The following is an 11,723-nucleotide window of genomic DNA, read 5'->3' on the forward strand; positions in this document are numbered from 1 at the left end:
CAGCCGACACGTCGATGAAGAGCAGCACCGAGTTTGACGACCACACGGTCGCGACGTTGAAAAGATTGGCGTGGACAGTCCGAGCGCGCTGCGAACGACCCTCCGGGTCGGTCATCTGACCAGGCCGTCGAGCTCACGCACACTCGGCTCGTTCTGCGGGTCTTGGTTTGCCGGGCGCGGGGTGAACAGCTGCATCAACGGTCCGGTTGTTGCCGTGGTGATCAGTGCCACCAGGACGAGGACGGTAAACCCCAGAGTGTTGATGATCTGACTCTGTAGGCCGATCGTGGCCACGACGAGCTCGGTGACACCACGGCAGTTCATCAGGGTGCCGAGCCGCAACGCGTCACTCGACGGCATTCCCGCAAGCCGGGCGGCGCCAGCCGTGCCGGCGAACTTGGTGACGATGGCAACGAGCAGCACCACGCCGAACAGCAACCAGTGAGCCGGGGAGTCACCCAGTAGCCCGATGGACGTGCTCAGGCCTACTCCCGCGAAGAACAACGGCAGCAAGACGAGCACCGTGAATCCGTGCAACTGACGAATGATTTGCGTTACCACGGCAGATCTGCGGGGAACCGCGAGGCCGAAAAGGAAAGCCCCGATCACCGGGTGCAGGCCGATGAGGTGGGTGGCGGCGGCAAACGCGATCGCGCCGGACAGCAGCAGCGGAAGAAGAAGCTGGTCGGCGGCCGAGTACCGCGTCGTGTACCGCAACACCCAGGCCAGCGTCGGGCGGACGCAAAGCACGACAAAGGCCGTCAGCGAAGCGGCGAGGCCTACCGTGGTGATGATCTGTCCAGTGCCGCCGGTTCCGGTGGCGGCGAGAAGGACAGTCAACGCCAGCCATGCGATGCCGTCGCTAATGGCCGCGGAGGTCAGCGCGACCACACCCAACTCTTGGCCGTCCAACTTCAGGTCAACCAGGATCCTCGCTAGCACGGGAAGCGCCGTGATGGACACCGCTAGGCCGAAGAACAGCAGATAGGTCACCGAGTGCGGGACCGGCCCAGCCAGCACCGGCTGCGCCAGCACCGCAACGGCCACCCCACCGGCGAAGGGTAAACTGATGCCGCCGACGACGACGAATCCGACGGCCTTGCGGTGAATACGTGCATGGTGCACATGCAGCTCGCAGCCGAGCATGAACATGAAGGTCACCAGCCCGAGTTGAGCCGCCATCTCCAGTGCTGCCACCACTTCCGGAGGGAACATCCAGGCGCGGCCGCCGGGCCACAGCGCCCCGAACACCGACGGTCCCAGCACGATTCCCCCGAGAATTTCTCCGATCACGCCAGGCTGACCGAGCTTCCGCAGCAGTCCCCCCATGAGGTGGCAAAGTAGGACGATCAACGCCATCGCGATCAAGAACCGCGCGAGCGGGTCGATGTGGGCGACGTCCGCGACTACCCGCGGCAGAATGAGCCCCACCACGACCAGCCCGATCAGGAGCAGCGCTCCTCCAATTATTAGCAGAAGGCGCCGACCTCCACGATGGCCGCGGTAGCTGGTCGCGGCCTCATGCCCTGCCTGATCTTGCTCGTTCGCCAACACGCCGCTGAGCCCCCTCATTCTGGGCGAATGGAAATTTGACCTGTGTTGAATACGCGGAACCAGCAAAGGACTGGTATCCGTCTACTTACTCAGGCCCCTTGCCCACAGCTCCTGCAGCTCGAACTGGCCGAACTCGAATCCGCCGACGTACTGGCCGGCACCATGCTCATACCGTACTCGGGCAGCGCCTACTGGTCGATATCCGTGTCGACCAAGAATCCCAGCACGGTCCGCTTCCCCGTCGCGCACCCCCGCTGCGCATGAGCATTCCTCATGCGCTCGATCAACGAACAGGAAAAGAATACTCCGGCGGTTGCGCCCGAAGGCAGACACCAACCCGCGTTTGCCATGCCTCGCCCGATGGCGGGCCGGACTACTTCAGCACCCGGGCTACTACTTGACGCTCATCTTACCGATGTAGTCCGCGGCACCGTTCATTCCTTTCAAATTCCCGGTGGCCTGCAGGTAGCCGGACGCACCGGCCCATTTCCCGGTGCCACCGGTGATCTCGCAGAGGAAAACGAACTCCCCATCGCTTCCCGGAGCAGTGTTGAGCAGTGAATCCTCAAGGCAGGCCATGTCTCCGTGCTTGTCGTGAATGACGAAGTTTCCGTTGATCAACATCATGCCCGGCTGCGAAGTCTGCGTAATGCTGTTCCCGACGAACTCGGCCGATCCTTGGAGAGTTCCCTTGAAGGTGGCGACAAAGCATCTGCCAACCGGCGACGTGCACGCAGGCCCAGTGATGGTCTGACTCGTAATCGAACCGTGCGCCTGGACGGACTTGGGATCTTCCCCCGTCTGGTCGGCGACCACACCCACTCCCAGCACAACAGCAAGAACGGCTGTCAATGACACGTAGAGAATCGGACGTACCCGGTGAGAGCTCAATTTTGACATTACAGGTCACTCTCCCTGGTCCTGGCGTCGGTGATGCAGGGCACTCATGATTTGCCGGCTTGTGCGAGTAGGAACGTGACCAGCAAGTCCAGTTGATGCATCAATCAGTCGCAGTCGCAGTGCGCGGTCCGCCGTCTTATCCCTGTTCGCAGTCCGGAAGGGTGACGTTGTCCCCGGGACGCGCATCTCACCGACACGTGTCCACGCCCGGCCGTCGGCAATATCGTTGGCGATCCTGTTGTCGACGCGCACCTTATTGCCCATCGTCGTTCCCGCCATCGTTTCGCGCGATGTCGCCGTACCCGCTGTCGTTCGTCGCGGCATGACCATCGACCACACCAGGGTCTCGATCAAGGCCACCTCACCCAACCACAGTTGTCGCTCGCAATGCCCCCATTCGGCGACTCTGACTCCCTCGGTGACGCGATCGACGAGCACGACAAGCAATGTCGTCGGACCAGAGAAATACCTGGTCACGTGCTTGTATCGAGTATTGGCGCGGTACAGGGGATCGGCTCGTGGTACATCGCTGGTGCTACGGGCGGGCCGAGTAGCCCAGGAGAGCTCGGCATATCACGACTTTGCCGATGACCCGACTCGCGTCGCGCGCTTTAGCGCGTTCGTGACCCCGGGGATCAGTACGTAGACCATGGTGGGCACGAGTACGGCGGTCAGGATGAGCGTGCGCAGCGGCAGGGCGAGCCGCGACAAGCCGAAGTGCTCGAAGAGCCACAACGCGAGGGTCAGGGCCGGGTAGATCGACAGCCACATGGCGAGCATCTGAACCAGGCGATGCGGACCGCGGCCGCCGATGGTCATGTCGGGCCTGGTCGAGCTGTGCCCCGACTTCCCCAGCACGTCAGGCTCCGCCAGAGGACTCAGAATGGGCATCCCAGACTCCGGTTGCGGCGGTCTTCTGGACATACTCCGTGAAGTCGCGGGGCGGCCGGCCGAGAATGCGCTCGACGGTGTCGGTCGCGTTTTCCCTGCGGCCGTCGAAGACCTCGACCATTAGGCCGACCAGTTGCGTCGCGTACTCGACCGGCACACCTCGTCCGGTCAGCGACGAGACGAACTGCTCGGGCGTGACCGGCAGATAACGAACCTCCCTGCCGGTCACCCTCGCTATCTCGCCGACGGCATCGGCGAAGGTGAGCAGCCTTGGTCCGGTTACTTCGTAGATCCGGCCGGCATGGCCGTTCTCGGTCAGCGCCGCGAAGGCGACATCCGCGATGTCCTCCGCGTCGGTGAACGGCTCCACGACGTCGCCGACCGGAAGCGCGACCATACCGGCCCGGACCAGCTCTACGAGGAACGCCTCGCTGAAGTTCTGCGTGATGAACCCGGCCCGCACGATGGTCCACTCCGCGCCAGAGTCCTGCACTGCCTGTTCGCACCGCTCGGCCTCGGCAGAGCCGCGGTCAGCGAGCAGGACGAGGTGCCGGACGCCGCAGGCCACCGCGCGGTCTGCGAAGGAACCCACGATCCTAGCCGCGCCGGGGAACGCCGCATCAGGATAGAAGGCCACATAAGCTGCGTCGATGCCTCGCAGCGCGGGTTCCCACGTGGTGTCGTCCTGCCAATCGAAAGGCGGGTCAGCACGCCGTGAGCCAACCCGTACCGGCACGTCATGCGCTACGAGCCGGGACACGACCCGGCGTCCGGTCTTGCCTGTCCCCGCGAGGACCAACGTGGTGTGCGCGGTCGCTGTCATGATCCATAGTCCACCGGAATGCCGGGCTTCGGGCCATGGTCGAGGCTCGCAGTCCCATAATGGTGCGTCTTACACTGTGCCGATGGATCCTTTGTCGATCCTGCTCCACGGAGCCAGGGTCAGGGGCGGGTTCGTACTGCGGTCCATCCTCAACCCGCCGTGGTCGGTGCAGGTGCGGGACAAGGCGCCGCTCAACGTAGTAGCCATCCTGCGAGGGACGCCCTGGGTCGTACCCAGCACTGGCGATGCGGTGCGACTGGACGAAGGCGACATCGCGGTGATGCGTGGCCCGGACGAGTTCACCTTCGCCGATGACCCCCGCACGCCGATCCAGGTGGTCGTTCAGCCCGGCCCCCGGCGGACGACCGCAGCGGGCGCGGAACTGCCCGAAGTCGCGGACATGGGTGTGCGCACCTGGGTCAACGGCATGCGAACCTGCAACGACGGCGCGGACGACTCGTCGGTGCTGCTGATCGGCAAGTACCGGGGACCGGGCGAGACCGTCACGCGCCTGCTCAGCGCGTTGCCGCCGCTTCTGGTCATCCCCAGTGCCGCCCACGTCGAATCCGCGCTGGTGTCGCTACTCGCCGAGGAGACCGCACGGAACGAGCCGGGCCAAGATCTCGTGCTCGAACGACTTCTGGATCTCCTGCTGGTCGCCATCCTCCGCGAATGGTTCACCAGGCCCGATACCGATGCGCCGGCCTCGTACCGAGCCAACGGGGATCCCGTCGTCGGGCCCGTCCTGCGACTCATACACAGCGACCCGGGCCATCCCTGGACGGTGGCCGCGCTCGCCCGGCGGACCGGGGTGTCCCGAGCGACGTTGGCCCGCCGCTTCACCGACCGCGTCGGCATACCGCCAATGGCATACCTCACCGGGTGGCGAATCGACCTGGCCGCCGATCTCCTCATTGAGTCGGACGCCACGATTGACACCGTGGCCCGTCAGGTCGGTTATGGCAGCGCGTTCGCGCTCAGCGCCGCTTTCAAACGAGCCCGCGGGATCAGTCCACAACGCCACCGTAACCGGACATGACCGCCGGTCCTGGGACCGAAATCAAGATCATCGGCGTGGTGCGCCCGCGGAGACCCGGCTCTCGTGCGTAGGTGCCGAAACCCGCGTCGGACCCGGGCCGGGGTGAGCTTCTCGGGTTCGGCGGGTTTTCCCAGGGACGCCGCAGATCCGAGGCCAAGCCTCGGGCGAGGCGGAGTTGGGTGTAGGCGGCCAAGATCAGCCAGCCCCATCGGTCGGCAGCTTCGGGTGTGCGCAGTTTCGGGCGGGTCCAGCCCAGGGTCTGTTTGAACAAGCGGAAGGTGTGCTCGATGTCGAACCGGCGCAGGAACGCCTGCCAGAGCAGGTCGACCATGGCCGGGTCGAGGTCGATGCGGGAATGCCAGAGCCACACCGGTTTCGGGGTTGCTCCGAAGGGCAACCGGTGCATCTCCAGGCGGATCACCGTGCCCTCCAGGATGGGCAGGTTTCCGAGGCGAGTGGCCCAGGCGGTGCGGTGGGTCAGGCGGGGATGCAGCCGGTCCCAGGCCCGCGCCTGGGGTGTCCGTAGCGGGTGGTGTCGGTGCCGGTGGTGTGGTCCCGGGGGCATGCCAGCTGTTCTCCTCGGTGCACTGCTCGTACGCCACCACAAGTGGACACGCGCTGATAGGCGCCCGGATTTACCTGCCTCACGAGCAGATCACCGATGCTGACCGCCGGGCCGCGCTCGGCATCCCGGACACCGTGGAGTTCCGCACCAAACCCCAACTAGCACAAGACATTCTCGCCGAGGCAATCACCGATGACACGGTACCGCCATGGGCGACAGGCGACGAGGTCTACGGCCGTTCGCCCCAACTGCGAACTTTCTTACAAGACAACGGGATCGGGTATGTCATGCGCGTCGGGTGCGCCTTCACCACCGAGATAGCACCCCACCAGCGGATACACGCTGAGGCCGCCGTGACAACCCACTTGACCCAAGAACAACACCGGGAAAGGATCAAACCGGATGCGACCACAACTACCCCACAAACGAAACCAGCCGTCGGGACGACAGGATTTGAACGAGCTAATCGATAGTTTGCCCTGGCGTCACCAACAAATTCGAGCCCGTGAATAGCATCACAAGTCGGTAACGGTCGGGCCTGTGATCGACTTCGTCATGGGTTCCGGGCGGTTCGGAGTGCGAACGTGGGGCCGGACGGCTGGCAGCGAGAAACAGGGTCGGGACATGACGGATCGCGCAGGATACGACCGCGCTGGAGACGATCGGGCAGGCCCCCGGGGGCCGCGCATTCTGGTCGTGGAGGACGATCCGACGGTCGCCCAGGTGATCACCGGCTACCTGCACCGGGCGAACTACATCGCCGTGGTGGCGTCCGACGGCATGATCGGGCTGGAACTGGCGCGCCAGATGACGCCGGATCTCGTGGTACTCGACGTGATGCTGCCCGGACTTGACGGCATCCAGTTCTGCCGGGAACTGCGGACGCGGAGCCAGATCCCGGTGATCATGCTGACGTCGCTGGGCGCCGAGGAGGATCGGTTGCGCGGCCTGGAGGTGGGCGCGGACGACTACCTGACCAAGCCGTTCAGTCCGCGCGAGCTGGTGCTGCGGGTCCAGTCGGTGCTTCGCCGAACCATGGCGCTGCCGCCCGCGCGGTCGGGTGGTCTGCTGCGTGCCGGTGATCTTGTGGTGGACCAGAGCGCGCGGGTGGTCACCAAGGCCGGGCGGGTGCTGACGATGACGAACAAGGAGTTCGAACTTCTGGTGTACCTGCTGAACAATCCAAGCCGGGTGTTCAGCCGCGACGAGCTGATGCGCAAGGTGTGGCTGCACGACTTCGGCGACGCGTCCACCATCACCGTCCATGTTCGCCGGTTGCGGGAGAAGATCGAGGACGACCCGTCGCGGCCCACGGCCCTGGTGACCGTCTGGGGCGTGGGCTACCGGTTCGACCCACCCGGGCATGCGAACCCGGGCGGATCCCGATGAGCCCATCCGTGATCGGGCTGATCGCGGTGTGCGAGTCGGTGGGCGTCGGACTCATCGGCGCGGTCGTACTGCGTCAGCTTCGCCGTTATCCCACGGGGGTCTCGCTCGTCGCGGTCATCGTGATCACCGTGTGCGCGATGAACACGAGCGCGGTCACGACGGCGTTCGTGACGCGGTCGGCCCAACTGCCGGTCGCCGTGGACCTGGCGGTCAACTGGGTGGCCGGCGTCGTGTCCCTCGGCGTCGGCCTGCTGCTCGGGCGATCCGTGATGACGGGCGGTCGGCGGCTGGCCGACGCCACGCGGTTTCTCGGGGCGGAGCAACGGTTTCGGCTTCCCGACGATCCGCCGACCGGTGAACTCGCCGAGCTGGCACGCGAATTGCGCATCACCAGCGACAAACTCGCCGAATCCCGCAGACGTGAGCAGGCCGCCGAGGCGTCCCGGCGCAGGACGATCGCGTGGATCTCGCACGACCTGCGTAGTCCACTGGCCCGACTGCGAGCGCTCACGGAGTCCATTGAGGACGGTGTGGTGGACGATCTGCCGTACTACTGCCGGAAGATCCGCACCGACGCCGACCGGCTGACCGAGATGGTGGACGACCTGTTCGAGCTTTCCCGGATCCAGGCGGGAACCTTGCGGCTCACCCCGCGCGAGGTCGCGCTCAACGACCTCGTCAGCGACGAGGTGGCCGGGCTCGACACGCTCGCCGGAAGCCACGGTGTTCGGTTGCGTGCCAACAGGGTGGAGCCGGTCACCGTCCGCGTGGACGACCGGGTGATGTCCCGGGTCTTCAACAACCTGCTGGGAAACGCGATCCAGTACAGCCCGGCCAACACCACGGTGTCGGTCGACGTCCGGGCGGCGGACGGCTGGGCGATGGTGTCGGTCTCCGACGAATGCGGCGGAATTCCACCGGAAGACCTGGGTTCGGTGTTCGACATGGGCTGGCGGGGCGACGCACGCCGGAGTCCGGGCGCCGAACGGGGCGGTGGCCTCGGACTGGCCATCGTGCAGGGAATCGTCCAGGCGCACCTGGGAAAGGTGTCGGTGCGCAACGTCGCGGGCGGCTGCTGCTTCGAAGTCCGGCTTCCCCTTGCCGCCATGTGAACCACAGGTTTCCGACCGGGTGAGTTCCGTCCCGATCTTGTGGCGGATAGCATCCTGACCCACATCGCGAACATGACGTGGGAGGTCTCGGGTGCCACCGTCCTCAATACCCGATCCGCAAGGCCACTCCTCCAACGAATACGGCCGGGCGATGAACCAGCCTGGCGTGTCGTTCGGGCAGCCCACGGCCTGGGACGGACAGACGATGCCCATCCCCAAAATCCGCGAACGCCGCAATGACCAGAAGGTGCTGATACTGGCCGTCATCGGCGGACTGGTGCTGATCACGGCCCCGCTGGTGGTGTTCAGCCAGATAATCCCGCTGACCCAGTCCGCGGGCACAACCAGCCCGGCGCCCGCTCCCAACAAACAGGTGGCGGTACCGCGGCCCACGCAGTCGGCGCGGCCGGCTTCGCAGGCGCCGCCTCCGGTGGAGTCGCAGGTACCGGTCGCCGAGACGGCGGTGGTGCTACCGCTGCCCGCGGGACCGGCGAGCCTGGACCGGACCGGGCGGCTGATGATCCTGGCGCGGAGCCTGGACAACACGATCATGCGGAACTACCAGACCAAGCCCGCAGCGGGTCCGCCGAGCGGGTGGGGTCCCCTCGGCGGAAGCGCCGCGGGCGCGCCGATCGTCGCCGTCGACGGACGGGGCAGCATGGCGGCGTTCATGATCGGCACGGATGGCGCGGTATGGGTGAACCCGGAGACCGCGCCGACCGCCAGTAACGTGTCGCAGACCTGGCACAGCCTGGGCGGCAACCGCCTCGTGGGCATGCCCGCCGCCGCCCAGGACGTCCAGGGCAGGTTCGTCCTGGTCGCCAGGGACGCCGACGGCGCGTTGTGGTGCAACTACCAGAACCGGGCAGGCGAGGCCACCTGGAACGGCTGGCAGGCCCTGCCGGGCAACACCAGCGCCGATCCGGCGATCTACCGGGACTCCCTGGGCAGGCTGAGGATTTTCGCGCTGGGACCCGACGGGCTGATCCAGACGCACACCCAGACACAACCCGCCACGAACAACTGGGGCAGCGGCCAGATCCCGGGCGGGACCATGACCCAGCGACCGTCGGTGGCCATGGACGGACAGGGCAGGCTGCACGTCTTCTCGCTGGGACCGGACGGTTCGCTGCAGGAGAACGTCGAAAACGGCCCCGACGCGTGGCGTGGCTGGCAGAACCTGGGCGGCCAGTTGGTGGGCAAGCCCATCGCCGTCGCCGACGCCAACAACCGGCTCGCGGTCTTCGCACTGAGCCCGACCGGATCGGTGATGCAGACCTACCAGACCGGCCCAGGCAACACCAGGTGGTACGACTTCGCCGGAGCCGACGGGAATCTCGGCGGGAGGCATGGCGCGCGGAGGTGGACTTCGCCTAGCGGTTCGTGGCCGAGGCGCCCAGCCTCGACATCACCGGCGATGATCCGTTGAATCAGCACGGCAGCGGTGGAGGGCCGATGTCGCTGCGCGAGGTGCTGGTCGGAGTGATCGAGGAGTACGCCCGCCATATGGGTCACGTCGACCTGTTGCGCGAGCGGGTCGACGGCCGCACAGGCCAGTAACCCACCCACCCGAAAAAGGTCGTCAGCCAGAGCGATCCTCGCCGCCCTCCCCCACCGACCGCCTGATCGCGCTCGCCAGGATCCGCATCGACGCGGGCCCACCCGGGTTGAGCAGGACGTCGATGCCTTCGTCGGGCAGGACATCGGCGAGTTCGTCCACTGTGACGTCCCACCAGTCCCGCGCGTTCACCCTGGCACGACGGGCCGGTGAGGTGGTCACGAGCAGCGACAGCACGTCGTCCGGGGCCGGGGCGACGACCGGCACATCGCGTTCGTCCAGGGCGACTCCGAGGATCACCTCGGGCAGCTTCGACAGCACTTCGTCGCCGTCGGCCTCACCGCGGGCGAGGAGTTGCAGTGCCGCGTCGACCGGGTCGGTGGGCAGGTCCGGCAGCGAGGGTTGGTAATCCGGATTCGGCATGAACAGGCTGGTTTTCCCGTCCTCGGCGACGAACCAGCCACCCACCACCGCCTCGATCGGTGGCCGGTCGTCCTCGTCCGCGGGCTGCCATGCCGGGTCGACCATGAACATCCAGTTGTCCGTCGGATCGGGCCGTTCCGGCTCGTCGTTCATGACACCCTCCCTGGTTCACCGAAAACGGAACACGTGCAGTCCGAGGAGATCGTCCTCGAACGCGGGCCAGCCGCCGGCGGCCATCGAATCGACGAACCGTACGCCGTCGGAGCCATGGGTCGCGACCAGCAGGTTGCCCACGGTCTCGCGCCCTCGGCCGTCCCGGCGGCGGACCCACACCAGGACCTTCGTGTCGATGGGGAAAGTCGCGATCTCCCGCAACGCGCCGCCCCAGTGCGAGTGTGCGCTCTCGCTGACGATCGGCCCGAGTTCGCGCGTCGTCGGCTCGAACCAGTCCGCGGACGCGGCGGCCGGCGGCTCCGGAAGTCCGTCCACACGCTCGTCCCAGTCATGCAGCCAGGTCCACGGATCGTCGTTGGGCAGCCCGAACGGCACCTCCCCCGCCGCCTTGGGAACCACCAGCGCGGCGTCCAGCATCTGGTCGCGCCAGTCGCCGGTGACCTGAAAACGCTTGGTGGTGCAGGCGAAAAGCCAGCCACGCTCGATCTCGTCGTCCGCGTCCGGCTGCACCAGCGTCGCCTTGCCCTGATAGGTCCAGTCGAGCCAGCCGCTCGCCTTGTGGATCGCGGACGCCAGGTCCGGCGCGGCGATCTCCCAGGGCGGCGTGACGCTTTCCGCGTCTTCCCGGCGAGCACGGTGGAAACGCGCGAGCGTGAGCTGGCCGATCTCCTGGTCGTCCAGCCGGGCCAGCGAACCACGCTGCCCGTCGAGGACAACGACGTTGTCGTCGTGATAGAGCGCGTAGAGCAGATGACCGGTGACCTCGGCGCCGTTGAGCTGCCGTCGCAGCCAGACCACGCCCCGCGTTCCCGGACCGCCTTCCAGGATCGCCCCGCTCAGGTCGTCCCACGTCGAGCAGGTGGCCACCTCGGCGCCAGGGAAGCGACCGGCGAGCAACCGGTCCCACCAGCCCGGCGCCTCGTCCAGCGGATGCCACGGCAACGCCGAGGCCGGGTACTGATCCACCGCCGCGTCCGTCGCGACCACGCAGCCACGTGCGTTGACCCGCCAGCGCCATGGCTGCGCACCGGGGTTTTCCGGCCCGGTGGCGTTGAATTCCTCATCCAGCGGATCCGAGTTGGCCACCGGGAACGGTTCTCCGCCATCCCTGGGCACCGCGATGGTGGCGGCAAGCAGGGGCTCGGTGGAGCCGCCCGCGTAGTCGCAGCCGAACAGCAGCGTCCGCTCGCCCTCGACCAATGGCTCCTTGCCGGCGAGGGTGACCAGTCCGCCATAGGTGCGGTCCACCCAGTCCCCCGCCCGGCGGCCGGGTTTGTCGTTCATCGTCACCTCGA

Annotated in this window: 14 protein-coding genes; 6 read left to right on the plus strand and 8 right to left on the minus strand. The window is 66.6% G+C overall.

The window, feature by feature from the left end; translation table 11 throughout:
- Window positions 1–111: 111 nt before the first annotated feature.
- The 5 genes from ACTWQN_RS03670 to ACTWQN_RS03690 form a co-directional block, all read right to left on the minus strand.
- The gene (locus ACTWQN_RS03670) at window positions 112–1,554 is read right to left on the minus strand and encodes a cation:proton antiporter domain-containing protein (RefSeq protein WP_443201868.1); all 1,443 of its coding nucleotides are present in this window, start codon (window positions 1,552–1,554) and stop codon (window positions 112–114) included.
- Window positions 1,555–1,947: 393 nt separating this feature from the next.
- Window positions 1,948–2,370: a hypothetical protein gene (locus ACTWQN_RS03675; RefSeq protein WP_443201869.1), complete on the minus strand. Its 423-nt coding sequence runs from the start codon at window positions 2,368–2,370 to the stop codon at window positions 1,948–1,950.
- A 90-nt stretch (window positions 2,371–2,460) separates the two neighbouring features.
- Window positions 2,461–2,892, minus strand: coding sequence for a hypothetical protein (locus ACTWQN_RS03680; RefSeq protein WP_443201870.1), 432 nt, complete (start codon window positions 2,890–2,892; stop codon window positions 2,461–2,463).
- Window positions 2,893–3,027: 135 nt separating this feature from the next.
- Window positions 3,028–3,273: a putative antibiotic biosynthesis monooxygenase gene (locus tag ACTWQN_RS03685; RefSeq protein ID WP_443201871.1), complete on the minus strand. Its 246-nt coding sequence runs from the start codon at window positions 3,271–3,273 to the stop codon at window positions 3,028–3,030.
- A 40-nt stretch (window positions 3,274–3,313) separates the two neighbouring features.
- Window positions 3,314–4,168: an NmrA family NAD(P)-binding protein gene (locus ACTWQN_RS03690; RefSeq protein ID WP_443201872.1), complete on the minus strand. Its 855-nt coding sequence runs from the start codon at window positions 4,166–4,168 to the stop codon at window positions 3,314–3,316.
- 82 nt (window positions 4,169–4,250) lie between these two features.
- On the opposite strand from ACTWQN_RS03690, the gene ACTWQN_RS03695 reads away from it, so the two are divergent.
- Complete coding sequence (locus tag ACTWQN_RS03695) at window positions 4,251–5,207, plus strand: AraC family transcriptional regulator (protein WP_443201873.1); 957 nt, start codon at window positions 4,251–4,253, stop codon at window positions 5,205–5,207.
- On the opposite strand, the gene ACTWQN_RS03700 is transcribed toward ACTWQN_RS03695, so the two are convergent.
- Window positions 5,176–5,772 carry a hypothetical protein gene (locus ACTWQN_RS03700; protein ID WP_443201874.1) on the minus strand — a complete coding sequence of 199 codons (597 nt, stop codon included), beginning with the start codon at window positions 5,770–5,772 and terminating at the stop codon, window positions 5,176–5,178. The genes ACTWQN_RS03695 and ACTWQN_RS03700 overlap by 32 nt on opposite strands.
- Before the next feature lie 17 nt (window positions 5,773–5,789).
- On the opposite strand from ACTWQN_RS03700, the gene ACTWQN_RS03705 reads away from it, so the two are divergent.
- From ACTWQN_RS03705 to ACTWQN_RS03725, 5 genes are all read left to right on the plus strand, one after another.
- Window positions 5,790–6,245, plus strand: a complete 456-nt coding sequence (locus ACTWQN_RS03705; protein ID WP_443201875.1) for a transposase — start codon at window positions 5,790–5,792, stop codon at window positions 6,243–6,245.
- Window positions 6,246–6,396: 151 nt separating this feature from the next.
- Window positions 6,397–7,161, plus strand: a complete 765-nt coding sequence (locus tag ACTWQN_RS03710; RefSeq protein ID WP_443201876.1) for a response regulator transcription factor — start codon at window positions 6,397–6,399, stop codon at window positions 7,159–7,161.
- A complete protein-coding gene (locus tag ACTWQN_RS03715; protein WP_443201877.1) occupies window positions 7,158–8,273 on the plus strand; it encodes a sensor histidine kinase in 1,116 nt (371 codons plus the stop codon). Before ACTWQN_RS03710 ends, ACTWQN_RS03715 begins: the two co-directional genes overlap by 4 nt.
- 151 nt (window positions 8,274–8,424) lie before the next feature.
- Window positions 8,425–9,702, plus strand: a complete 1,278-nt coding sequence (locus ACTWQN_RS03720) for a PLL family lectin (RefSeq protein ID WP_443201878.1) — start codon at window positions 8,425–8,427, stop codon at window positions 9,700–9,702.
- Window positions 9,657–9,833 carry a mycothiol transferase gene (locus ACTWQN_RS03725; RefSeq protein WP_443201879.1) on the plus strand — a complete coding sequence of 59 codons (177 nt, stop codon included), beginning with the start codon at window positions 9,657–9,659 and terminating at the stop codon, window positions 9,831–9,833. The genes ACTWQN_RS03720 and ACTWQN_RS03725 overlap by 46 nt, the downstream gene beginning before the upstream one ends.
- Before the next feature lie 22 nt (window positions 9,834–9,855).
- On the opposite strand, the gene ACTWQN_RS03730 is transcribed toward ACTWQN_RS03725, so the two are convergent.
- Together ACTWQN_RS03730 and ACTWQN_RS03735 are read right to left on the minus strand one after the other, a co-directional pair.
- Entirely contained in the window at window positions 9,856–10,407 is a 552-nt protein-coding gene (locus ACTWQN_RS03730) for a type VII secretion system-associated protein (RefSeq protein WP_443201880.1), read from the minus strand.
- A gap of 15 nt (window positions 10,408–10,422) precedes the next feature.
- Window positions 10,423–11,712 (minus strand): YrhB domain-containing protein, encoded by a 1,290-nt coding sequence (locus ACTWQN_RS03735; RefSeq protein ID WP_443201881.1) that lies wholly within the window; start codon window positions 11,710–11,712, stop codon window positions 10,423–10,425.
- Window positions 11,713–11,723 lie beyond the last annotated feature (11 nt).

Source organism: Saccharopolyspora antiqui (assembly GCF_052246905.1).
In the GTDB taxonomy this organism is placed as follows: domain Bacteria; phylum Actinomycetota; class Actinomycetes; order Mycobacteriales; family Pseudonocardiaceae; genus Saccharopolyspora.

Excerpts from the sequence above, each read along its gene's own strand:
- ACTWQN_RS03690 (WP_443201872.1), bottom strand. The coding sequence starts at position 4,168 with ATGACAGCGACCGCGCACACCACGTTGGTCCTCGCGGGGACAGGCAAG.
- ACTWQN_RS03730 (WP_443201880.1), bottom strand. The coding sequence starts at position 10,407 with ATGAACGACGAGCCGGAACGGCCCGATCCGACGGACAACTGGATGTTC.
- ACTWQN_RS03715 (WP_443201877.1), top strand. The coding sequence starts at position 7,158 with ATGAGCCCATCCGTGATCGGGCTGATCGCGGTGTGCGAGTCGGTGGGC.
- ACTWQN_RS03700 (WP_443201874.1), bottom strand. The coding sequence starts at position 5,772 with ATGCCCCCGGGACCACACCACCGGCACCGACACCACCCGCTACGGACA.
- ACTWQN_RS03710 (WP_443201876.1), top strand. The coding sequence starts at position 6,397 with ATGACGGATCGCGCAGGATACGACCGCGCTGGAGACGATCGGGCAGGC.
- ACTWQN_RS03695 (WP_443201873.1), top strand. The coding sequence starts at position 4,251 with ATGGATCCTTTGTCGATCCTGCTCCACGGAGCCAGGGTCAGGGGCGGG.
- ACTWQN_RS03735 (WP_443201881.1), bottom strand. The coding sequence starts at position 11,712 with ATGAACGACAAACCCGGCCGCCGGGCGGGGGACTGGGTGGACCGCACC.
- ACTWQN_RS03685 (WP_443201871.1), bottom strand. The coding sequence starts at position 3,273 with ATGACCATCGGCGGCCGCGGTCCGCATCGCCTGGTTCAGATGCTCGCC.
- ACTWQN_RS03720 (WP_443201878.1), top strand. The coding sequence starts at position 8,425 with ATGAACCAGCCTGGCGTGTCGTTCGGGCAGCCCACGGCCTGGGACGGA.